General features: G+C 64.2%; 19 protein-coding genes. 7 read left to right on the top strand and 12 right to left on the bottom strand.

Annotation, left to right across the window (positions count from 1 at the left end; all coding sequences use genetic code 11):
* Positions 1-56: 56 nt before the first annotated feature.
* Positions 57-431 (bottom strand): hypothetical protein, encoded by a 375-nt coding sequence (locus AC5ZFO_RS35205; RefSeq protein WP_282520352.1) that lies wholly within the window; start codon positions 429-431, stop codon positions 57-59.
* Between the two features lie 267 nt (positions 432-698).
* Between AC5ZFO_RS35205 and AC5ZFO_RS35200 the strand changes: the two genes are divergently transcribed.
* Positions 699-2,087, top strand: a complete 1,389-nt coding sequence (locus AC5ZFO_RS35200; RefSeq protein WP_282520351.1) for a peptidoglycan-binding protein — start codon at positions 699-701, stop codon at positions 2,085-2,087.
* Between the two features lie 14 nt (positions 2,088-2,101).
* On the opposite strand, the gene AC5ZFO_RS35195 is transcribed toward AC5ZFO_RS35200, so the two are convergent.
* The 7 genes from AC5ZFO_RS35195 to AC5ZFO_RS35165 form a co-directional block, all read right to left on the bottom strand.
* On the bottom strand, positions 2,102-3,370 hold the full coding sequence (locus AC5ZFO_RS35195; protein WP_282520350.1) for an RNA polymerase sigma factor: 1,269 nt from the start codon (positions 3,368-3,370) through the stop codon (positions 2,102-2,104).
* A gap of 31 nt (positions 3,371-3,401) precedes the next feature.
* On the bottom strand, positions 3,402-3,821 hold the full coding sequence (locus tag AC5ZFO_RS35190) for a YciI family protein (protein ID WP_282520349.1): 420 nt from the start codon (positions 3,819-3,821) through the stop codon (positions 3,402-3,404).
* Positions 3,822-3,956: 135 nt separating this feature from the next.
* Entirely contained in the window at positions 3,957-4,649 is a 693-nt protein-coding gene (locus AC5ZFO_RS35185; RefSeq protein ID WP_282520348.1) for an AprI/Inh family metalloprotease inhibitor, read from the bottom strand.
* Positions 4,649-5,638: a 2-hydroxyacid dehydrogenase gene (locus tag AC5ZFO_RS35180; protein WP_282520347.1), complete on the bottom strand. Its 990-nt coding sequence runs from the start codon at positions 5,636-5,638 to the stop codon at positions 4,649-4,651. Before AC5ZFO_RS35180 ends, AC5ZFO_RS35185 begins: the two co-directional genes overlap by 1 nt.
* Positions 5,638-6,456 carry an ABC transporter permease gene (locus tag AC5ZFO_RS35175; protein ID WP_038942786.1) on the bottom strand — a complete coding sequence of 273 codons (819 nt, stop codon included), beginning with the start codon at positions 6,454-6,456 and terminating at the stop codon, positions 5,638-5,640. Before AC5ZFO_RS35175 ends, AC5ZFO_RS35180 begins: the two co-directional genes overlap by 1 nt.
* Positions 6,453-7,268, bottom strand: a complete 816-nt coding sequence (locus tag AC5ZFO_RS35170) for an ABC transporter ATP-binding protein (protein WP_282520346.1) — start codon at positions 7,266-7,268, stop codon at positions 6,453-6,455. The genes AC5ZFO_RS35175 and AC5ZFO_RS35170 overlap by 4 nt, the downstream gene beginning before the upstream one ends.
* A 10-nt stretch (positions 7,269-7,278) precedes the next feature.
* Positions 7,279-8,301, bottom strand: a complete 1,023-nt coding sequence (locus AC5ZFO_RS35165) for an ABC transporter substrate-binding protein (protein WP_282520345.1) — start codon at positions 8,299-8,301, stop codon at positions 7,279-7,281.
* 138 nt (positions 8,302-8,439) lie between these two features.
* On the opposite strand from AC5ZFO_RS35165, the gene AC5ZFO_RS35160 reads away from it, so the two are divergent.
* The 6 genes from AC5ZFO_RS35160 (at position 8,440) to AC5ZFO_RS35135 (ending at position 16,509) form a co-directional block, all read left to right on the top strand.
* The gene (locus tag AC5ZFO_RS35160; protein WP_282520344.1) at positions 8,440-9,246 is read left to right on the top strand and encodes a creatininase family protein; all 807 of its coding nucleotides are present in this window, start codon (positions 8,440-8,442) and stop codon (positions 9,244-9,246) included.
* Between the two features lie 139 nt (positions 9,247-9,385).
* Positions 9,386-9,649: a hypothetical protein gene (locus AC5ZFO_RS35155; protein ID WP_063980696.1), complete on the top strand. Its 264-nt coding sequence runs from the start codon at positions 9,386-9,388 to the stop codon at positions 9,647-9,649.
* A gap of 433 nt (positions 9,650-10,082) precedes the next feature.
* On the top strand, positions 10,083-12,014 hold the full coding sequence (locus AC5ZFO_RS35150; RefSeq protein WP_282520343.1) for a carbohydrate porin: 1,932 nt from the start codon (positions 10,083-10,085) through the stop codon (positions 12,012-12,014).
* 28 nt (positions 12,015-12,042) lie between these two features.
* On the top strand, positions 12,043-13,776 hold the full coding sequence (locus AC5ZFO_RS35145) for an ABC transporter permease (RefSeq protein WP_282520342.1): 1,734 nt from the start codon (positions 12,043-12,045) through the stop codon (positions 13,774-13,776).
* Between the two features lie 13 nt (positions 13,777-13,789).
* Positions 13,790-15,103: an ABC transporter ATP-binding protein gene (locus AC5ZFO_RS35140; protein ID WP_282520341.1), complete on the top strand. Its 1,314-nt coding sequence runs from the start codon at positions 13,790-13,792 to the stop codon at positions 15,101-15,103.
* Between the two features lie 110 nt (positions 15,104-15,213).
* Positions 15,214-16,509: a hemolysin family protein gene (locus AC5ZFO_RS35135; protein ID WP_282520340.1), complete on the top strand. Its 1,296-nt coding sequence runs from the start codon at positions 15,214-15,216 to the stop codon at positions 16,507-16,509.
* A 62-nt stretch (positions 16,510-16,571) separates the two neighbouring features.
* Here the strand turns inward: AC5ZFO_RS35135 and AC5ZFO_RS35130 are convergent, their stop codons facing one another.
* The 4 genes from AC5ZFO_RS35130 to AC5ZFO_RS35115 all read right to left on the bottom strand — a co-directional run bounded on the left by AC5ZFO_RS35130 (position 16,572) and on the right by AC5ZFO_RS35115 (position 20,761).
* Positions 16,572-16,811, bottom strand: a complete 240-nt coding sequence (locus AC5ZFO_RS35130; protein WP_028159962.1) for a PilZ domain-containing protein — start codon at positions 16,809-16,811, stop codon at positions 16,572-16,574.
* A 102-nt stretch (positions 16,812-16,913) separates the two neighbouring features.
* Positions 16,914-18,539, bottom strand: a complete 1,626-nt coding sequence (locus AC5ZFO_RS35125) for an FMN-binding glutamate synthase family protein (protein ID WP_282520522.1) — start codon at positions 18,537-18,539, stop codon at positions 16,914-16,916.
* A gap of 202 nt (positions 18,540-18,741) precedes the next feature.
* Positions 18,742-19,611, bottom strand: a complete 870-nt coding sequence (locus AC5ZFO_RS35120; protein WP_282520521.1) for a patatin-like phospholipase family protein — start codon at positions 19,609-19,611, stop codon at positions 18,742-18,744.
* A 376-nt stretch (positions 19,612-19,987) separates the two neighbouring features.
* On the bottom strand, positions 19,988-20,761 hold the full coding sequence (locus AC5ZFO_RS35115) for a ferredoxin--NADP reductase (protein WP_282520339.1): 774 nt from the start codon (positions 20,759-20,761) through the stop codon (positions 19,988-19,990).
* Between the last annotated feature and the right edge of the window lie 354 nt (positions 20,762-21,115).

Here is a 21,115-nt window from a genome sequence, read left to right as displayed (position 1 = left end):
CGAGAACGAACGCCCTGGCGACAGGCAATTTGAATTCAGGACGGAGCCGTCCAGCGTCAAGCTTCGATCCAGCGCTGCACGGCCTCGGCGGTGTCCGCCGGCGTGGAGTTGAAGCAGATCGCGGCGTCGGGCGCCAGGCAATGGACGAGGTTGAGCACCTTCTCGAACAGCAGCAGGCGCTCTTTCGGCTCGCGCAGCCCCGCGCCGATCACGATGCAGTCGAAGCGCTCGTCACGCAATGCGGCCGTGACGCCGGCTTCGGCGGTCGCGTCCAGATCGATCAGGCAGCTCGTGACCTCGTAGCCGAGATCACGCAGGCGCAGCAATTGCGCTTCGATATAATGGCGCACGAGCTCCGGCGTGAGTTGCGGAAATGCGCTGTAATCCGCATTGCCGGGTTCGATGCCGATCGCGAGGACGCGCTTGGCCATGCAGGGCTCCCTACCGCATCGTCTAAAATGCTAACGGACGAACGACCATGCCGGTTCCCTCACTGGCAGTTGGCGCCGCCGGCGATGGCGCGGGTCTGGTCCTGCGGCGCATTTTCCCGCCCAAGCTGTAAGCCATTTCACATGCGCCGGGCCGGCAACCTGCCACATTTGCCGAAGATCACGTTGGAGTCACCCCCGATCACGGCATCTGGTCCATATCTGACTTGCACGAAATTTCGATAATTCATCAATTTTCGGGAGCGGAAGATGGTCTCATTCGAGAGTTTGAAAAGCGAGTACGAGCGGAATTGGGCCAGTCTCGAGATCCGGCCTTCGCGCCTCGCCGACGCGAATGGAGTCGCGCGCAAGGCGATCAACGGCAAGGCGACCTATCAGCAGATCGAGCGGTTGACCGGAGTGCCCTGGTACTTTGTTGCGCTCTGCCATTACCGCGAATCCAACTTCGATTTCGACACCTATCTCGGCAACGGCGAAACGCTTCATCGCGTGACGACCATCGTTCCGAAAGGGCGCGGCCCCTTTGCCACGTTCGTGGACGGCGCCGTGGACGCGTTCAGAATCGAGAACTTCATCGGCGCCCACGACTGGAGTATCGCGCGGATCCTGTTCCGGCTCGAGGCGTTCAACGGCTTCGGTTATCACGCCAAGGGCTGCAATTCGCCCTACCTCTATGGCGGTTCGACACTGTACGGCCCGCCCGAGGCGAGGGCGGGCAAATTCGTCCGCGACCACGTGTTCGACCCGAACCACGTCGATTCCCAGCTCGGCACGGCGGTGATCCTGCATGCGATGATGTCGCTCGATTCCTCGATCACCCTCGACGGTAGCCCGCAATTCGCCGACCGCACCGAGCCCGAGGACGATGCGGCGTCGACGATTGCTCTGATGCAACAGGCGTTGAACAAGCTCGGCGCCAATCCGCCGCTCGCCGAGGACGGCATCAGCGGACCGAAGACCGGGGCCGCGGTCTCGCAGTTTCAGCAGCAGAACGGCCTGAGGGATACCGGGCTTCTCGACGCGGCCACGGTCGCGGCGCTCACGCGTGCAACGCAGGCGGGAGGCTCCGTGCCGAGCGGCGATATTTCCAAGATCCTGAAGCGGCTGGAAGACCTCGCACAGCTGCTGCGACCGGCAGCCGGCGGCGTAACACCGGGACCGACGACACCGGGCAACACGCTGCCCGCCACCAACGATCCGATCAGCCTGTTCGAACGGCTCTTCTCCCTCATCAACAAGACGGCGCCCGTGCCAGGACAGGTCACCCCGACCAACCCGGCCCCCGTCGATCAGTTGAAGCAGGTCGTCGACCTGCTCAGCACCCTGCTCAACAAGGACGGCAAGCCGGTGCTCGGCCAGGTCAACGGCGCGCTCGGCGAGACCATCGGCAAGCTGCTCGACGGCAAGAAGACGGCACTCGGCATCGGCGGCTCGGTGCTCACTGCGCTGCTCTCTTCGGTGACCGCGAGCCCGAATGCAGGCGGTATTGCCGGACTGCTCGGAACGATCGTATCGGCGGTGCCGGGCCTCGGCCAGTTCGCGATGCCGATCTCGCTCGCGCTCACGGCCTGGGGCGTGCTCGGCAAGTTCGAGAAGTGGGCGCAAGGCACCGCGCCGCCGCCCAAGGCTACGACGTAGCGCCGTTTGCGTCTTCAGCCGTCGGCATCGGCAATAGCTGCCGCACGCCGCTCCATCAACACGCGCTCGCGCGCATTGTTCGCGAGACGTGCAGCGGTCTCGAACGATAGTCGCGCCTCGGCGAAGCGGCCGAGCTTCTCCAGGAGGTCGCCGCGGACAGAATGGAGATGGTGGTAAGCCGCGAGCGCCGGTTCGTCCGCGATCATGTCCACGAGATCGAGACCGGCCTGCGGCCCATCGGCCATGCCAAGCGCGACCGCCCGGTTGAGCTCGATCACCGGCGAGCGCACCAGCGCCGCAAGCTGGCCATAGAGCTCGGCGATGCGGCGCCAGTCGGTGGCAGCGGCCGTCTCCGCCGTCGCGTGACATGCGACGATCGCGGCCTGCAGCGTGTAGAACCGGCCGGCACCACCGAGCTCGCGCGCGCGATCGAGCGCGCGAAGGCCGCCGCCAATCTGGCGCCGGTCCCAGAGCCTGCGGTCCTGGTCCATGAGCAGGATGGGCTCGCCATCGATGCCCGTGCGCGCCTGCTTCCGCGCGGCGTTCAGCTCCATCAGCGCCATCAGGCCGTGGACCTCGGGCTCGAGAGGCGCGAGCCCGACCAGCACCCGCCCCATGCGCAGGGCCTCGTCGCAGAGCTGCGGCCGCAGCCACTCCTCGCCGCCTGAGGCCAAATACCCCTCGTTAAAGATGAGATAGACGACCTCGAGCACCGAGGCGAGACGCTCCGAAAGCGCCTCGCCGCTCGGGATCTCGTAGCTCAGGCCCGACCGCGACAGCGTGCGCTTGGCGCGGACGATGCGCTGGGCGATGGTTGTCTCCGTGACCAGGAAGGCGCGCGCGATCTCGTCGGTGGTCAGGCCGCAGATCATACGCAATGCCAGCGCCGCGCGGGCGTGCCGCGGCAGCAGCGGGTGACAGGCCGTGAAGATCAGCCGCAACCATTCGTCACCGATATCGTCGTCGAGGGCGGCGTCGAAATCCGGCATCGCGTCCTGCTCCTGCATCAGCTCGTGCATCAGCAGGTCCTGCTTGCGGGTGAGCATTTTTGCCCGGCGCAGATGATCGAGCCCGCGGCGCTTGGCCGTCGCAACCAGCCAGGCGCCGGGATTGTCCGGCACCCCGCTGAGCGGCCACGCTTCCAGCGCTGCGACCAGTGCGTCCTGGGTCAATTCCTCGGCCAGCGGCACGTCCCGCAGCATGCGCGACAGCGTGGCGATCAGCCGCGGCTGCGCGACGCGCCAGGTTGCGCGGATGACGCGATCGATGTCGGCGGTCGTCATTGCCGCCGACGGAGACGAGCGGCCTCAGCCATCAGGCGTGAGCTGCCGCCCCTGAACGCGCGTCGACCTCGCAGGCCACGTCTACGCCCGGCGTAGCGAATGCCCGCAATTCGCACGTCCCTTCCCAGCCCGGCATGTGGTCGAGGTGCAACTGCATGAATTCCCTGGCCATCGCCAGGGCCTCGTCCTTGTCGCGCAATTCGAAAATGGCATAACCGCCGATCACCTCCTTGGCCTCCACGAACGGGCCGTCGATGACGCTGAGCTCGCCGTCCGCGACATACACCCGCGCACCGGTCGCAAGCGGCATCAGGCCCCCAGTGTCGAGCATCCGACCGGCCTTGATCTCCCGTTCGGAAATCCTCTGCATCGCCTCCGCCAGCGCCGGGGACGGGGCCGGGGACGCGGCCGAAACGTGCTTCGGGGAGGTGACGATGTACATGAAGCGCATGCAAAACTCCTGTTGAGGCGAGACGCGGCCAGTTTGGCCCCGAAATCAGCTCGCTATTGGGATGACGATCCAGCCCACGCCGGATCGACATGAAAAATTATGGGCGACGGAAAAATTGCGAGGCCGGACGGACGCCTACTGCCGCAGCATGATCAGGGGATCGGCGGTATCGGGGACGCGCCGCCATTGCGCGTTGTCGTCGGCCTCGAACTGCCAGGCCTCGCCTGATTTCGACATCAGGACGATCTGGCCGCGATCGAGCCGCCATTGCGCCGGATTGAACTGAGCAATCGCCGGATCGCATTTCGGCTTGACGAAGACCTGGAAATTGTCCGGGCCGGCTTCCGTGTTGGTCAGCGTCAGCCCGCACACCGGCTGGCCGTTGCCGCGCACCATCGACCAGTCGCCGATCATCTGGTCCATCGACTTGGCCATCGAGCGGGCTGCGGCGAGGTCCTGGAGGATGTAGACGCCCTCGCCCTGCCGCAGGCCTTCGAAGATGCCGGCCTCGACCTCGGTGAAGTCGATCACGGCTTCACCGGTCGCGTCCTGCAAACGAACGATGTCGAGGCCCCTGACGCTCCAGGCGACGATGTCCTTCGTAAAGGGCAGCGTGGTCTTGCAGGCCGGCTCCAGCTCCAGCTTGAACCCCTGCGCCGCGGCATCGCCTTTCATCGTGACGACGCAGGTCTTGCTGCGCTCGGTGGTCGAGAGCTCCCACTGCCCGGGCATCGTCTTCTTCAGGGTCGTCGCATCCTGCGCATGCGCGATGCCGATCGCGGCCACGCAGGCCGCGACGGCGAATGCAACGACCCGAAGACCTCTCATCAGCGCCCCTTGAACGGCGTTTCCGCAACCGGCGTCAACGGCGCCTTGCCGGCGAACCAGGACTTGAGGTTGTCGACCACGAGCTGATCCATCGCGTTGCGCGTCACCACCGACGCCGAGCCGATATGCGGCAGCAGCACGACGTTCTGCATGGACTTGAGCTCGTCCGGCACGCTCGGCTCGGCCGCGAACACGTCGAGACCGGCGGCGAGGATGGTGCCGGACTTGAGCGCCTGGACCAGCGCCGCCTCGTCGACCACCGAACCGCGGGCCACGTTGACCAGCACGCCGCGCGGACCGAGCGCCTTCAGCACCTCGGCATTGATCATCTTGTTGGTCGAGGCGCCGCCGGGCACGATCACCATCAGCGTGTCCACCGCCTTCGCCATCTCGATCAGATCGGGATAGTGCTTGTAGGAGACGTCCTTCGACGGATTGCGGGAGTGGTAGACCACCGGCACCAGCGAGGCATCGAGCCGGCGCGCGATGGCCTGGCCGATTCGGCCCATGCCGACGATGCCGACCTTGCGGTCGCGCAGCGAGCCGACGCTGAGCGGATAGTTCTGCGTCTGCCAGAGGCCGGAGCGGACGTAGCGGTCGGCCTTGATGAACTCACGCACGGTGGAGATCAGAAGGCCCATCGCGACGTCGGCGACCTCCTCGGTCAGCACGTCGGGCGTGTTGGTGACGATGATGTTGTGCTCGGCCGCGTATTTGGCGTCGACGTGGTCGTAGCCGACGCCGAAGCTCGCCACCATCTCCAGCTTGGGCAGCTGCGACAGCGAATCCTTGTCGGCGCGCACCGTGTGATAGGTCACCGCCACGCCGCGGATTTTTTCGCGGATCGCCGGCGTCAGCCGCTCGAGATCGCCCCGTGTCTCCGCCTTGTGCACGACGAAATGATCGGAAAAACCGTTGTCGAGAATTGGCCGCACCGGCCCATAGATCAGAAGGTCGATCTTTTCGGACGAAATCGAACCGGCAGTCATCAGTTTTCCTTTCCAAGCGCGCTCTCGTGCCAGCGCCGTAAAACGAGATGGGAAACTAGCGCCAGCACCCCATAGATGACAATCCCGGCCAGCGACAACAGCAGCAGCGCTGCGAACATGCGGGGTATGTTCAATCGATAGCCGGATTCGGCGATCCTGTAGGCGAGCCCGGAGCCGGCGCCGGCCGTTCCGGCCGCAATCTCAGCCACGACCGCGCCGATCAGCGACAGGCCGCCGGCAATGCGCAGGCCGCCGAGGATATAGGGCAGCGCCGCTGGCAGCTTCAGGAAGCGCAGGGTTTGCGGCGGCGAGGCGCCATAGAGCTGGAACAGGCCGGCGAGGTTGCGATCGACCGAATTCAGCCCGAGCGTGGTGTTGGACAGCACCGGGAAAAAGGCAACGATGAAGGCGCAGACGACGACCGCGGTCTGCTGCTCCAGATAGATCAGAAGCAGCGGTGCAATCGCGATGACAGGAGTCACCTGGAGGACGATTGCATAGGGGAATAGCGAATATTCTACCCATTTCGACTGGTTGAACAGCAGTGCCAGCGCGATGCCGCCGATGCTGGCGGCGACAAAACCTTCGAGCGTGGTCAGCAGCGTGGTCGCGAGCGATTGTGACAGCACCGCCCAGTCCTTGATCAGCGTCAGGAAGATGACGGAGGGCGCCGGCAGAACGTAAGGCGGGATGTCCTTGATGCGGACGACCAGTTCCCAGGCCGCGAGTCCGGCTGCGAACACGATGACGGGAAGCACGAAGCGCATCGCGCGTTGCGCGCCGGATGGTTTTGCGGTGACGGCAGCTTGCGCGTTCATAGCGTCGACCGCCCAGAATAGGACGGCGCCAGCGCGGCCGACACGTTCCGGCAATAATTGGAATAGGCGGCCGAGGTCCGAAACGCCTCACCGCGCGGCTCGACCGTCTCGATGCGGATATCGGCCTGGATGCGGCCGGGCCGCGCGGTCATGACCACGACCCGCTGCGACAGATAGACGGATTCGAACACCGAATGGGTGACGAAGATGACGGTCTTGCCCAGGGCTCGCCACAGCGCAAGCAGGTCGTTGTTGAGGCGAAAGCGCGTGATCTCGTCGAGCGCGGCGAACGGCTCATCCATCAGGAGGATATCAGGGTCGGTGACCAGCGCACGCGCCAGCGACACCCGCATCTTCATGCCGCCGGAGAGCTCGCGCGGGAAAGCATCGGCGAAATCGGCAAGACCCACGCTGGCCAACGCCTCATCGGCCCGCGCGCGCGCCTCCGGCTTCGGAACGCCTGCGAGCCTCAAGGGCAGCCGCACATTCTCGCGCACGCTGGTCCACGGCATCAGCGTCGGCTCCTGGAACACGAAGCCGATGCCATGACCCGGCAGCACATCGCCCTCGTGGCGCGCCACCCGCACGATGCCGGACGATGGCGCGCTGAGCTCTGCGATCAGGCGCAGCGCAGTGGACTTGCCGCAACCGGACGGGCCCAGCAGCGAGATGAACTCGCCCTTGCGAACGGCAAGGTCGAGCGGGCCGAGCGCCATGACGCCATTGTCATACGCCTTCGTCACGCCGCGCAGGCTGACGGCGAGAGCCGTCAGGCCGGCCTCGACCCCGGACGAGCTTTTGGCGGATGACATGAATCTTGCGCTACGGCTTGCTCGGGCGCAGCTCGACGCCGACGCCCTTGTTGACGAAGCGCAGCGTATAGGACTTGCGGAAGTCGAGATCCGCCTTCACGACGCCGGCCTTCACCATCTTGTTGAAGAACGACGTGTAGCGCTCGTCGCTCATCGCGCCGATGCCGTTCTTCAAGGACTCGCCGGAATCGACGATGCCGTATTCCTTCATCTTGGCGACGGAATAGGCGAGCAGCTCGTCGGTCATCTCCGGGTTGAGCTGCTTGATCATGGCATTGCCCGCGGAATTGTCGCGGTAGATGTAATTGTACCAGCCGACCATGGAGGCATCGACGAAGCGCTGCACCAGGTCCGGCTTCTTCTCGATCATGTCGCGGCGCGTCTCGATCAGGGTCGAATAGGTGTTGAAGCCGTAATCGGCAAGCAGCAGCACATTCGGCTTGAAGCCGGCGGCCTTCTCCACCGCGAAGGGCTCGGAGGTGACGTAGCCCTGCATCGCGCTCTTGGGGTTGGCGATGAAAGGCTGCGGATTGAAATTGTAGGGACGAACGTTCTTCTCGTTGAAGCCGTATTCGGACTTCAGCCACTGGAAGTAGCTGGTCATGCCCTCCTTGGAGACGAACAAGGTCAGCGGCTTGAGATCCTCGACCTTGGCGACCTTGGCGTCCGGCTGCGTCAGCATCACCTGCGGATCCTTCTGGAAGACCGCTGCGATGGTGACGACGGGGACGCCATTCGCCACCGCATCGAACGACATCAGCGTGTTCGCGGCCATGAAGAAATCGATCTTGCCGGCGATCAGCAGCATTCGGTTGTTTTCGTTCGGACCGCCGGGAACGATGGTGACGTCGAGCCCGTATTTCTTGTAGGTGCCGTCGGCGACCGCCTGGAAGAAACCGCCATGCTCGGCCTCGGCGACCCAGTTGGTGCCGAAGGTGACCTTGTCCAGCGTCTCGGCACGCGCCGGCGCAAGAGAGACGCAAGCGGCCATCAAGCCCGCCGTTAACGCTCGCCGCAAATGAGAGGGGGTCATGATGGCACTCCGTCGATCGTGGCTGGCCGATGTGAAGGCAACGCGATAAAACCGCATGACATTCGGGGACGCGAGCCGGCCAGGCCCGCGTCCCCTGATACCCCAAATTACGTGACAAATTCGGGCAAAGAAACCTTGATGACGCCGTCCCGCGACTGGATCGACATCAACTGGGCCAATACAGGTCCTGCAGGCGTGTCGCGCTGGATCGCGGTGCTGCCGCTGGCGGCGACCGAGCAGCACGGCCCGCATTTGCCGCTCGAGACCGACGTGCTGATCGCGGACGCGTATCTCGCGCGCGTGCGCGAGCTGTTGCCCGCAAATGTTCCGGCGACGTTCCTGCCCGTTGAACCGGTCGGGATTTCCACCGAGCATATCGACTTTCCGGGCACACAGACGCTGCCGAACGAGGTGGCGCTGAAGAGATGGACCGCAATCGGCGAGGACGTCGCGCGGCGCGGCGTGAAGAAGCTCGTCATCATCACCAGCCATGGCGGCAACAGCGCGGCAATGATGCTGGTCGCACAGGATCTGCGCGCGCATCACAAGCTCTTTGTGGTGACGACGTCATGGTCGCGGCTGTCGGGCGCGGACAAACTGTTCCCGGCCGACGAGGTGCGCCACGGCATCCATGGCGGCGCCGTCGAGACGTCGATCATGCTGGCACGCTATCCAGGTCAGGTGCGCAAGGATGCGATCGCGGATTTTCCCGCGAGCAGCATCGCGATGGAGAAGCAATATCGCTGGCTGTCGACGCAGCGGCCCGCGCCGTTCGCCTGGCAGGCGCAGGATCTCCACACGAGCGGCGCGATCGGCAATGCGACGCTGGCTGTCCCCGAGAAGGGTGAGCAGCTGATTGATCAGGGCGCGCGCGCCTTTTGCGAGCTGCTGGCCGAGGTCGATAACTTCGACGTGAACAGGCTCGCCAAAGGGCCTCTCGGTTAGCTCGCATCCGACTGAAATCATTCAGGAAACAGCCGGCCTGCACGCCCGCTCTTGCGGGATTCGAACCGGACGCGACAAGCCTCCGTCCAACTGGGCACGCGGGCCACAACGGACCGCCTCAACCCGGATGGAGTTTCACATGTCGATCAAGACCAGGATTGCCGCCGTCGCGCTCGCTGCCCTCGCCGTCACCGGCAGCATCGTGTCCACCACCTCTTCGGCCGAAGCCAAGCAGCCCGGCTGGGTCTGGGGTGTGGGTGCCGGCATCGCCACCGCCGCCGTCGTCGGCTCCGCGATCGCCGCCAGCAACGACCCCTATTACTACGGCTATCACCGCTGCGGCTGGGTCGCCCAGTACAACGCCTTCGGCCAGTACGTCGGCCGCGTTCGTACTTGCTACTGATTTGAGGACCTGAGGCCGATCTCACGTGGATCCTGCGTCCGACACGGGCGCCTCATCCACCCCGTGTCGTGCCCCCGACCCGCCCGGCTGTCCCCCCGGGCGGGTCACCCATTTCTGCCATCGGGAATTTGTTGCAGCTCCGTCACACAAGAGTGCGAACCATCGCCTGCGGCATTCCGTGCCAGTTGCTATTGCGAATTAATCGCAATAAGGTTCGCAACAAGCACAGGGGCTTGGGAAGAAATCGCGTCGAATCGGGATCGCCTGGTCCGATCGCGCGAACAACCAAGACTTGGTGACAGGGTCGCCGCGAATCTGCAGGGATATCGCGGCGAATGGGACACATTCGCGTTTGGGGGCGTGCGTTTTGACGTTGAGAGGTCACCGTTACAGGTATTTGCGAACGGCCGCGGCGATTGCCTCGGGCGTGCTGATGCTTCCCGATGCAGGCTTTGCCGCCGATCTGCCGCTGAAGGCACCGGCGCTGAAAGCGGTCTATGACTGGACTGGTCTCTATATCGGCGCGCATGCCGGCTACAGCCGTGGCTCGTCCAGCTTCACGCTGAACGACGGCACCGCGATCAACGGCAACGGCGTCTTCAGCGGCATGATCGGCGGCGTGCAGGCCGGCTACAACTACCGGCTCAACTCCGGCTGGCTCGTCGGCGTCGAAGGCGATTTTTCGTTTCCCAATTACATCACCTCCAACTCGATCGTTTCCTTCCTCGCGACACCTGCCAACACGGTCATCCAGCAGTGGGACTATACCGCGAGCCTGCGCGGCCGCGTCGGCTACACCAGCGGGCCGTGGCTCGTCTATGCCACCGGCGGCTTTGCGTGGATGGGCGAGCGCTATTTCGACAAGCCGGTCGCGGGCGACGTACCGAAAATCCTGAACACGCGGCCCGGCTGGATCGCCGGCGCTGGCATCGAATACGGCTTCGCGCCGCACTGGAGCGCGCGGCTCGAATATCTCTACAGCCGCTTCGACGGCGCCCACGTCGCCTTCTCCACGGGCGCCCAATACACGTCTTCATCGCTCGACTTCCAGTCGGTCAGGCTCGGCCTCAACCGCAAGGTCGATTGGCCGGGCATGCCGAGCTACGACCCGAAGAGCTCTTTGATCGACACGGAATCGGATCGCTGGGAGATTCACGGCCAGAGCACCTATCTGCCGCAGGGCTATCCGTCGTTCCCCGCTCTCTACAGCGGAACGAACTCGCTCTCGCCTTCAACCCAGGCCAAGGCGACGTGGAGCAACAGCCTGTTCCTGAACGCACGGCTATGGGACGGCGGCGAGGTCTACTACAATCCCGAACTGCTCCAGGGATTTGGGCTGAACGACACGGTGGGCGCGGCAGGCTTCCCCAACGGCGAAGCGCAGAAATCGAACTTCCCCTATCCGCATTACAACACCTCGCGGCTGTTCGTGCGCCAGACGTTCGGCTTTGGCGGCGAGCAGGAAGAGCTCGCGAGCGGCCAGTTGCAGCTTGCGCAGAAGGTCGACGTGTCCAGGCTCACGGTGCAGGCCGGCAAGTTCGCGGTGATCGACGTGTTCGATGGAAACGCCTATGCCAAGGATACCCGCAAGGACTTCATGAACTGGTCGCTGTGGGCGCCGGGCGCCTTCGACTATTCCGCCGACAAGGTCGGTCTCACCTATGGCGTCACCGCCGAGCTCAACCAGAAGCAATGGGCGCTGCGCGGCGGCTATTTCCTGATGGTCGCGGAGTCCAATTCGAATCATTTCGACACCAGGGTCGGGGAACGCGGTCAGTACGCGATCGAGCTGGAGACGCGGTTTTCGCTGCTCGGCCAACCCGGCAAGCTCAGGACCATGGGCTGGGTCGACAGCGCCAACATGGGCAGCTTCCGCGAGACGCTGGACAATCCTGCGCTCAATCTCGACATCGCGCAGACGCGCCGCGGTCGCCTCAAGGTCGGCTACGTCGTCAACCTTGAGCAGGCGATCACAGAGGATATCGGGCTGTTCGGCCGCTGGAGCTGGAACGACGGCAAGACCGAAACGCTCGCCTTCACCGACATCAACAGCAGCCTGGCCGGCGGACTGTCGATCAAGGGCACGAAATGGGGCCGGCCTGACGACGTCGTCGGCATCGGCGGCGCGGTCAATGCCATCTCGCAGGATTATCGCGACTTCCTGGCCGCCGGCGGCCTCGGTGTTCTCATCGGCGACGGCGCTCTCAACTACCGCAAGGAGCGCATCCTTGAGGCCTATTATGCCTATTCGGTGAACAAGAACGTCACGCTGACCGCGGACTATCAATTGATCACAAACCCGGCCTATAACGCCGACCGCGGGCCGGTCTCGATCTTCTCGGGCCGCCTGCACGCAGAGTTCTAGCCCAAAATTCCAGCCCAAGGGCGGGCCGATGAAGCCGAGAGATATCCGCACGGGCGCGATCGGCCGGGCGCTACTTCCCAATGTCTGGGACGTCGCGGCGCTGATCCTCGTCATCGGCGCCATGGTGCTGATCGTCTATGGCGGCAAGCAGACCGTCGGGCCGCTGTCCGAGCTGGAGCGCACGCCGGTCTCGCTCGATCCGGCAAACCTGCCGCTCTACGCCTTGCGCACCACGTTGCGGATGCTGCTTGCGATGGTGTGCTCGACGGTCTTCACCTTCGTCTACGCTGCAATTGCCGCCAAGAGCCGGCGTGCGGAGCTGGTCATGATCCCGCTGCTGGATATCCTCCAGTCGGTGCCGATCCTCGGCTTCCTCACCTTCACTGTCGTCTTCTTCATGAATCTGTTTCCGGGCCAGGTGCTGGGCGCCGAGCTCGCCTCCGTGTTTGCGATCTTCACCAGCCAGGCCTGGAACATGACGTTCAGCATGTACCAGTCGATGCGCAACGTGCCGAAGGACCTCGAGGAGGCCACGCAAAGCTTCCATTTGTCCGGCTGGCAGCGCTTCTGGCGCCTCGACGTGCCGTTCGCGATGCCGGGACTGATCTGGAACGCGATGATGTCGATGTCGGGTGGCTGGTTCTTCGTGGTCGCCTCGGAAGCGATCACCGTCGGCACGACCACGGTGACGCTGCCGGGGATCGGCTCCTATGTCGCGCTGGCGATCCAGCAGCAGGATTTGCCGGCGATCCTTTACGCCCTCCTGGCGATGCTGCTCGTGATCATCGCCTATGATCAGCTGCTGTTCCGCCCCATCGTCGCCTGGGCCGACAAATTCCGCTTCGAGCAGACCGCCTCAGGCGAGACGCCGGCCTCCTGGATGCTCGACCTGTTCCGCCGAACCCGGGCGCTGCGTGCGCTGACCCTTCCTTTCGCGGCGCTGAGCCGCGCCATCTCGAACCTGCGCATTCCGCTGCCGAAGCTGCCGCCCGCGGCAGCAAGCAACGGCCAGACCTCACGTCTCGTCGATACGGTCTGGATCGCATTGATCCTCGCCGGCACGGCCTATGCCGCTTGGCTGACCTATCGCTACCTCTCGGCCAGTCTCGGAATGTCCGACGTTCTCGTCGTCATCAGGGACGGGCTCATCACGTTGTTGCGCGTCGCCGTCCTGATCAGCCTCGCCACGCTGGTCTGGGTGCCGGTCGGAGTCTGGATCGGCCTTCGCCCGAAACTGGCCGAACGGATTCAGCCGCTGGCGCAGTTTCTGGCGGCCTTCCCGGCCAATCTCGCCTTCCCCGTCTTTGTCGTCGCCATTGTCAGCTTCAAGCTCAATCCAGACATCTGGCTGAGCCCGCTGATGATCCTGGGCACACAATGGTACATCCTGTTCAACGTGATCGCGGGCGCCAGCGCCTTTCCGACCGATCTGCGCGAAGCAGCCGGCAGCTTCCATCTCCGGGGATGGCGGTGGTGGTTCAAGGCGATCCTGCCCGGCATCTTTCCTTATTACATCACCGGCGCGATCACCGCGTCCGGCGGCTCCTGGAATGCGTCGATCGTCGCGGAGGTCGCAAGCTGGGGTGATACGCATCTGAAGGCCACCGGGCTCGGCGCCTATATTGCTTCCGCAACGGAAGCCGGCGATTTCCCGCGCGTAGTGCTCGGAATTGCCACGATGTGCATCCTGGTGACGTTGTTCAATCGTCTGGTCTGGCGGCCGCTCTATGCCTTCGGCGAGCGTCGCCTGCGGCTCGGCTGACGAGGAGACCATCATGCTCGATCAACCCTCTGCGCTCATCGACATCCGCGGCGTCTGCCGATCCTTCCCGAAAGGCAGTGGCGAACAGCTCCTGGTGCTGGACAAGGTCGACCTGACGATCCGCTCGGGCGAGATCGTCGGCCTGCTCGGCCGATCCGGCTCCGGCAAGTCCACCTTGCTGCGGATCATCGCCGGCCTGGTCAGCCCGTCTGCGGGACAGGCGACCTGTCGCGGCGAGACCATCGTCGGGCCACCGAACGGCGTCGCCATGGTGTTCCAGTCATTCGCGTTGTTTCCCTGGCTGACCGTGCTCCAGAACGTCGAGCTCGGACTCGAAGCGCTGGGCGTCGATGCCACCGAGCGCCACAAGCGCGCCCTTGCTGCGATCGACTTGATCGGCCTTGACGGATTTGAGTCCGCCTTCCCGAAGGAACTGTCGGGTGGCATGCGCCAGCGCGTCGGCTTCGCCCGCGCGCTGGTGGTGCATCCGGACCTCCTGCTGATGGACGAGCCGTTCTCGGCACTCGACGTCCTCACGGCCGAGACGCTGCGCACAGATCTGATCGACCTCTGGATCGAGGGCCGGTTGCCGATCAAATCAATCCTGATGGTGACGCACAATATCGAGGAGGCGGTCCTGATGTGCGATCGCATCCTGGTGTTCTCATCCAATCCAGGGCGTGTCGCCGCCGAGATCAAGGTCGACATGCCGCATCCGCGCAACCGGCTCGATCCCCATTTCCGGCAGCTCGTCGACAACATCTACGCGCGCATGACCCAACGCGCCGAACCGAAGGCGCCCCCCGTCGAAGGCATCCTGGGCTCCGGTGTCGGCATGACCCTGCACCACGTATCGTCCAACGTGCTGTCGGGCCTGATCGAGACGCTGGCGGGGCCGCCCTATCACGGACATGCCGACCTGCCCGTGCTCGCAAGCCAGCTCCAGCTCGAGGCCGACGAGATCCTCCACCTCGGTGAGTCCCTGCAACTTCTGCGCTTCGCCCAGCTGAGCGAAGGCGACCTGATGCTCACCGACACGGGCAAGCGATTTGCCCATCTCGAAACCGACGCACGCAAGAAGCTGTTCGCCGAACATCTCGTCACTTACGTGCCGGTGATGGGATTGATTCGCCGCGTGCTCGACGAACGTCCCTCCCATACCGCTCCCGCGGCACGGTTCCGCAACGAGCTCGAAGACTACATGTCCGAGGACTATGCGGACGAGACGCTCAGGACCGTGGTGTCCTGGGGACGTTATGGCGAGCTGTTCGCGTATGATGAGCAGTCGGAGACGTTTAGCCTCGAAAACCCGGGCGAGAGCGCTTGATCCTGCCTGCGGCAATTTGGTCGGGAACCGGACAAATTGTGCATCGAGTTCATATATAAGGGGCTTGGTCCGGCGCTCGCCGGGTCAAGTATCCCTTTTCCTTGCGCACAATGTTGTCCGTCGAAATCATCATCGTCGTCGTCCTGATCGTCATTAACGGCCTGTTGTCCATGTCCGAGCTGGCCGTGGTCTCGTCCCGCCCGGCCAGGCTATCGCTGCTCGCGGCAAAGGGTGTGCGCGGCGCCGAGCGGGCGCTGACGCTGGCGGCCGATCCCGGAAAGTTCCTCTCGACGGTGCAGATCGGCATTACGCTGGTCGGCGTGCTCTCCGGCGCGTTCTCCGGCGCGACGCTCGGACAGCGGCTGACGCAATGGCTGGTCGAGCTCGGCCTGTCCTCAGGGATCGCCGACATCGTCGGCGTCGGCATCGTCGTCACGCTCATCACCTACGCCACCCTGATCGTCGGCGAGCTGGTGCCGAAGCAGGTGGCGCTGCGCGATCCCGAGAGCATCGCGGTCAAGGTTGCGCCCGCGATGCACGTTCTGGCGCGGATCTCGCTGCCGCTCGTCTTCCTGCTCGATCTCTCCGGCAGGCTGATCCTCACGCTGCTCGGCCGTGGCGGCAAGGCCGAGGAGAAGGTCTCGGAGGACGAGATCCATCACCTCGTCAGCGAAGCCGAGAACGCGGGCGTGCTGGAGTCGGGCGAAAAGGAGATGATCGCGGGCGTCATGCGGCTCGGCGACCGGCCGGTCGGCGCGATCATGACGCCGCGCACGGAGGTCAACGAGATCGATCTGAACGATGCGCCGGAGGCCATTCAAGCAATCATCGCGAAGAGCCCGCATTCGCGCTTTCCCGTCTCGGACGGCGATCGCGACAAGCCGATCGGGGTGCTCCAGGCCAAGGACCTGCTGGTCGCCTACATGAACGAGCGCACGCCGGATCTGCGAGCGCTGGTGCGCGAGGCGCCCGGCATTCCGGCATCAGCCGACGCCCGCGACGTGCTGGCGATCCTGAAAGCCGCTCCGGTTCATGTCGGCCTGGTCTACGACGAATACGGCGCCTTCGAGGGTATCGTGACGACGGCTGACATTCTGGAATCGATCGTCGGCGCGTTCCATTCCGAGGAGGGACCGCCGGAGCCGGCCTATGTCAGGCGCGATGACGGCTCGCTGCTGGTCTCCGGCTGGATGCCGGTCGACGAGTTCGGCGAGTTGCTCGGCATCGAGCTGCCGCCGCACCGCTACAACACGGTGGCGGGCCTCGTGCTGCAACAGTTCAGCGTGCTGCCCAATGTCGGCGATGCCTTCGACTTCGCCGGCTGGCATATCGAGGTGGTCGATCTCGACGGCCGGAGGATCGACAAAATTCTGGCGGGCCGGTTGAGTGAGGTCGAGACGGGGTGATTGCGCACCCAACCCTCCACCCGTCGTCCCGGACAAGCGCGCGCCGATCAAGCGCAGACCGCTCACCCGAACCGCACCCCGATCCGCTTCTCCTTGCGCCAGACGACCGTGCAGGCGAGATGCGTTCCGTCGGCCTGGATGACCAGAGTGAACCGCTCGGGGATACCGACCGGACTGGTGACATCGAGCGCGGCGCCGGTGTCGGAGAAATTGCGGACGGTGCAGTCGATCGCGCCGCCGCCGAACTCGATGGTTCCGGCTTTCAGCACGCGGTGCCTGGCTTTGTCGCGTCGCTCGTCCATGGGGCTAATCTACACCCCAAGCTGACACAGACGTTAAAACACAACCACGATCCCCGATGAATTTTCACCGCCGCAGGATGCGGCGGCGTCATGCGGTGGCCCCTACGGGGCCGGCTGGAACGTCTCCGCCCGCGCCATCTGCCAGGCTTGACGGAAGCGCGGATCTTCGGTGCCTTCGAGCAGCTCGCGCGGACGCAGCGACGGATAGAGCTGCGCAAAAGATCGCACCTGGGTGGTCGATGTCCGCTGGCTGAAATGGATCGGGCGCAGCTGCTGCGGATGTTCGAGACCAGCCGCGGCGATCAGCTCGGTGAGCGAGTGCAGCGTGGCGTGGTGATAATTATGCACGCGGTCGATCTTGAGCGGCACGTAGAGCGCGCGCGCACGCGTCGGGTCCTGGGTCGCAACGCCGGTCGGGCAGCGGTCGGTGTGGCAGCTCAGCGACTGGATGCAGCCGAGCGAGAACATGAAGCCGCGCGCCGAGTTGCAATAGTCGGCGCCAATCGCCATCGCGCGCGCCATGTCGAAGGCGGTCGCGATCTTGCCGGACGCGCCGATCCTGATGCGGTCGCGCGCATTGATGCCGACCAGCGCGTTGTGGACGAAATTGACGCCCTCGCGCATCGGCATGCCCAGATGGTCCATGAACTCCAGCGGCGCGGCGCCGGTGCCGCCTTCATTGCCGTCGACGACGATGAAATCAGGATAGATGCCGGTCTCCAGCATCGCCTTGCAGATCGCCAGGAATTCCCAGGGGTGGCCGATGCACAGCTTGAAGCCGGCCGGCTTGCCGCCGGACAAGCGTCGCATCTCGGCGAGGAACTGCATCATGCCAACGGGCGTGGAGAAAGCGCGGTGCGAGGCCGGCGAGATGCAGTCCTCGCCCATCGTGACGCCGCGGATTTTTGAGATCTCCTCCGACACCTTCGCAGCCGGCAGCACGCCGCCATGGCCGGGCTTGGCGCCCTGGCTGATCTTGAGCTCGACCATCTTGATCTGGTCCTGGCTCGCGACGCGCGCGAACGCCTCCGGATCGAACGTGCCGTCGAGATGACGGCAACCGAAATAGCCGGAGCCGATCTCCCAGATGATGTCGCCGCCCATCTCGCGGTGGTAGGGGCTGAAGCCGCCCTCGCCCGTGTCATGCGCGAAGCCGCCCTTCCTGGCGCCGGCATTGAGTGCGCGCACGGCGTTCGGGCTGAGCGCGCCGAAGCTCATCGCCGAGATGTTGAACACCGATGCCGAATATGGCTTTGCGCAATCGGGGCCGCCGATGGTGACGCGAAACTTCTCCTCGGCGTGCGTCTTCGGCGAAACCGAGTGATGCATCCACTCATAGCCCTCGCGGTAGACGTCCTCCTGGGTGCCGAACGGACGCTTGTCGAGCTCCATCTTGGCGCGCTGATAGACCACCGCGCGGATGTCGCGCGAGAACGGCATGCCGTCCTTCTCGCTCTCGAAGAAGTACTGCCGCATCTCCGGGCGGATTTCTTCCAGCAGGAAGCGGATGTGCGCCGAGATCGGGTAGTTGCGCAGAACCGCATGGCCCTTCTGCATGAGGTCGCGGACGCCGAGCAGCGTCAGCGCGCCAAAGATCAGGATCGGGATCAGCAGGATATCGAAGATCTTGCCATCGGCGAGGCCGATGCCGATCAGCAGCGCGGTGACGACCGCGCAGATGGTCAGCACGATGAAGCGCGGCGAGAACGGCAGCAGCAGGGTTTCCATCAGCCCTTCGGCCGAAGCTTGCGTCTTGTTATCGTTGGCCACGACCACATCCCTCTCGTCAGTCTGACGGGGCATGATACGCCCGCGCCACGTCCACAGATATGACGCGGACCCTGCCTTGAGGCTACCGAATCCGGATGCCGCAAATCAATCCATCCCGCGGCGGGCTTCGCAGTGCAATAGATTCAAATGAAATGACAAATCAGTGACCATGAGGCTGCGCCTCGTGCGGAATGACGCCGTGCTGCTCGAGGCCGCCTCGCGCCAGCCAGGCATCGGTGCTCGCGACCGCGCGCTCGATATGGTCGTCGGTCCGCGAAAAATCGTAGGGCGATCCCACCAGCGGACAGAGCGGCGGCACCACGACATATTCGATGTCGGACGCCAACCCCTCGAGCTCCGCCACCAATTGCCGGGCGATCAGCAGCGTCAGCGCATGCAGGGCATTGGCAACCGCGCCCACCGGCGGATCCTTCACCGCGCAGGCGTGCCCGGTCGGCAGCACGACCAGCCGTTTTGCGCCTTTCTGGATCGCGACCCGGACCGGGGTGTTCGAGGAGAGCGCACCGTCGGCCAGGAAGCGATTGCGGTAATAGACCGGCGAGAAGGCGCCCGGGATTGCGGTGGACGCCAGGATCGCATCCACCGCCGAGCCCTCCGACAGCACGACGCTCTCGCCGGAGACGAAATCGGTGGTGACGATGTGCACAGGCAGCACTGCATCCTCGAGGTTGCGGTAGGGCAGATGATCCTCGACCAGCTTGCGGATGCCGTCATGGGGAATCAGGAAATCGCGCCGCCACATGAAGCCGGCGAGGCTTCGCCAGGTGACCGGAAAGACGTCGTGGCGCTTGAGGCCGCGCCAGAGCGCTTCAAGCCAGAGCAAGCCCTTGAGGGTGGGGTCGCCGGCATAATAGGCGCCGTTGATGGCGCCGACGCTGGAGCCGACCACGAGATCGGGGACGACCCCGTGGCTCGCCAGAGAATGCATCATCCCGACCTGGATCGCCCCGAAGCTGCCGCCGCCCGCCAGCACGAAGGCGGTCGGTTTCGGCGGACCATGGTCGATCACGGACAAGATTTGCGCAGCTCCCCGAGCTCTCGCATTGCAACATCGCGGCGAGATTTTGGCGCGAGCTTATAACAAGGGGCGCGCGAGACGCGCCAATAACAAAGTCGGGGGAGGATGGTGAGGGACGTGCGTGGCTGGCGAGTGTGTGAGAGGCGAGATGGCAGCCCCACACTCAACTGTCGTCCCCGCAAACGCAGGGGACCCATAACCACAGGGAGAAGTTGTCGCGCGAAGCTCTCAACCACGAGTCGTCGCCAAACCACTTCCTGTGGTTATGGGTCCCGGGTTCGCGCTTCCGCCTTCGCTCTTCGAGCTACGGCGGACAAGTCGCGCACCCCAGGACGACACCTGTGGTGTGGCAAAAGCCGAACGGCGCTTACCGCTCGACGAACGCCTTCTCGATCACGAAATGGCCGGGCCTGTTGCCGGAGCCCTCGATGAAATCGCGGCCTTCGAACATCACCTTCAGCTCTTCCAGCATCGCCGGGCTGCCGCACATCATGATGCGGTCGGTTTCGATGTCGAGCGGGCCCTGTCCGATATCGTTGAAGATCTGCTCGGAGCTGATGAGGTCGGTGATGCGGCCGCGGTTCTTGAACGGCTCGCGGGTCACGGTCGGATAGTAGATCAGCTTGTCCGCCAGCAGCTCCCCGAACAGCTCGTCCTCGCGCAAGGAGGCAACCAGCTTCTCGCCATAGGCAAGCTCGGAGACCTGACGGCAGCCATGCACCAGCACGATGCTGTCGAACTGGTCGTAGACCTCGGGGTCCTTGATCAGGCTGGCGAAGGGCGCGAGACCGGTGCCGGTCGAGAGCAGCATCAGCCGCTTGCCGGGAATGAGGTTGTCGGTGATCAGCGTGCCGGTCGCCTTGCGGCCGACCAGGATGGTGTCGCCTTCCTTGATCTTCTGCAGGCGCGAGGTCAGCGGACCGTCCTGAACCTTGATCGAGAAGAACTCGAGCTCTTCCTCGTGGTTGGCGCTCGCCATGCTGTAGGCGCGCAGCAGCGGACGGCCGTCGACCTCGAGGCCGATCATCGCGAACTGGCCGTTCTGGAAGCGGAAGCCGGTGTCGCGCGTGGCGCGGAAGCTGAACAGCGTGTCGGTCCAGTGCTGGACGGAAAGAACCTTCTCTCGGTAAAACGCGCTCATGATTTTCGATATTCCGAATAATTGCGGTTTTAGGGCAAAAGCGTTGCCCGGCCCCTGAAAGCGGGGCGGACACCATTGCCATGGCGGAGGATTTCGCGTGTGTGATCTACGCCATTGAGGCCAATAATCAACCTCGTTCCGGATGCAATTGATGCCGCTCAGACCGGCATTTGCGGCGGAAATGGTCACATCATTAATGAATCTGCTGCCGGGCATGCGCGGCGGGCAATTTCTTTTCCCTTCAGGGCCTGATTGCAGCACTTAATTTCCGTCGCGCTCGCGAGAATTTCATTAAGAATAGCTCTGACTTTCACCCCGGTTTGGCGCCGTTTCCCGCATTTTTGCGGCTTTTTG

Source organism: Bradyrhizobium sp. Unk1 (assembly GCF_059512345.1).
This window is presented reverse-complemented; position numbering and strand designations above follow the sequence as displayed.

Coding starts and splice junctions, on each gene's coding strand:
- AC5ZFO_RS35165 (WP_282520345.1), bottom strand. CDS start 8,301: ATGACCCCCTCTCATTTGCGGCGAGCGTTAACGGCGGGCTTGATGGCC.
- AC5ZFO_RS35130 (WP_028159962.1), bottom strand. CDS start 16,811: ATGGACGAGCGACGCGACAAAGCCAGGCACCGCGTGCTGAAAGCCGGA.
- AC5ZFO_RS35150 (WP_282520343.1), top strand. CDS start 10,083: ATGCTTCCCGATGCAGGCTTTGCCGCCGATCTGCCGCTGAAGGCACCG.
- AC5ZFO_RS35140 (WP_282520341.1), top strand. CDS start 13,790: ATGCTCGATCAACCCTCTGCGCTCATCGACATCCGCGGCGTCTGCCGA.
- AC5ZFO_RS35185 (WP_282520348.1), bottom strand. CDS start 4,649: ATGAGAGGTCTTCGGGTCGTTGCATTCGCCGTCGCGGCCTGCGTGGCC.
- AC5ZFO_RS35180 (WP_282520347.1), bottom strand. CDS start 5,638: ATGACTGCCGGTTCGATTTCGTCCGAAAAGATCGACCTTCTGATCTAT.
- AC5ZFO_RS35155 (WP_063980696.1), top strand. CDS start 9,386: ATGTCGATCAAGACCAGGATTGCCGCCGTCGCGCTCGCTGCCCTCGCC.
- AC5ZFO_RS35195 (WP_282520350.1), bottom strand. CDS start 3,370: ATGACGACCGCCGACATCGATCGCGTCATCCGCGCAACCTGGCGCGTC.
- AC5ZFO_RS35125 (WP_282520522.1), bottom strand. CDS start 18,539: ATGGAAACCCTGCTGCTGCCGTTCTCGCCGCGCTTCATCGTGCTGACC.
- AC5ZFO_RS35135 (WP_282520340.1), top strand. CDS start 15,214: ATGTTGTCCGTCGAAATCATCATCGTCGTCGTCCTGATCGTCATTAAC.
- AC5ZFO_RS35160 (WP_282520344.1), top strand. CDS start 8,440: ATGACGCCGTCCCGCGACTGGATCGACATCAACTGGGCCAATACAGGT.
- AC5ZFO_RS35175 (WP_038942786.1), bottom strand. CDS start 6,456: ATGAACGCGCAAGCTGCCGTCACCGCAAAACCATCCGGCGCGCAACGC.
- AC5ZFO_RS35145 (WP_282520342.1), top strand. CDS start 12,043: ATGAAGCCGAGAGATATCCGCACGGGCGCGATCGGCCGGGCGCTACTT.
- AC5ZFO_RS35170 (WP_282520346.1), bottom strand. CDS start 7,268: ATGTCATCCGCCAAAAGCTCGTCCGGGGTCGAGGCCGGCCTGACGGCT.
- AC5ZFO_RS35115 (WP_282520339.1), bottom strand. CDS start 20,761: ATGAGCGCGTTTTACCGAGAGAAGGTTCTTTCCGTCCAGCACTGGACC.
- AC5ZFO_RS35200 (WP_282520351.1), top strand. CDS start 699: ATGGTCTCATTCGAGAGTTTGAAAAGCGAGTACGAGCGGAATTGGGCC.
- AC5ZFO_RS35190 (WP_282520349.1), bottom strand. CDS start 3,821: ATGCGCTTCATGTACATCGTCACCTCCCCGAAGCACGTTTCGGCCGCG.
- AC5ZFO_RS35205 (WP_282520352.1), bottom strand. CDS start 431: ATGGCCAAGCGCGTCCTCGCGATCGGCATCGAACCCGGCAATGCGGAT.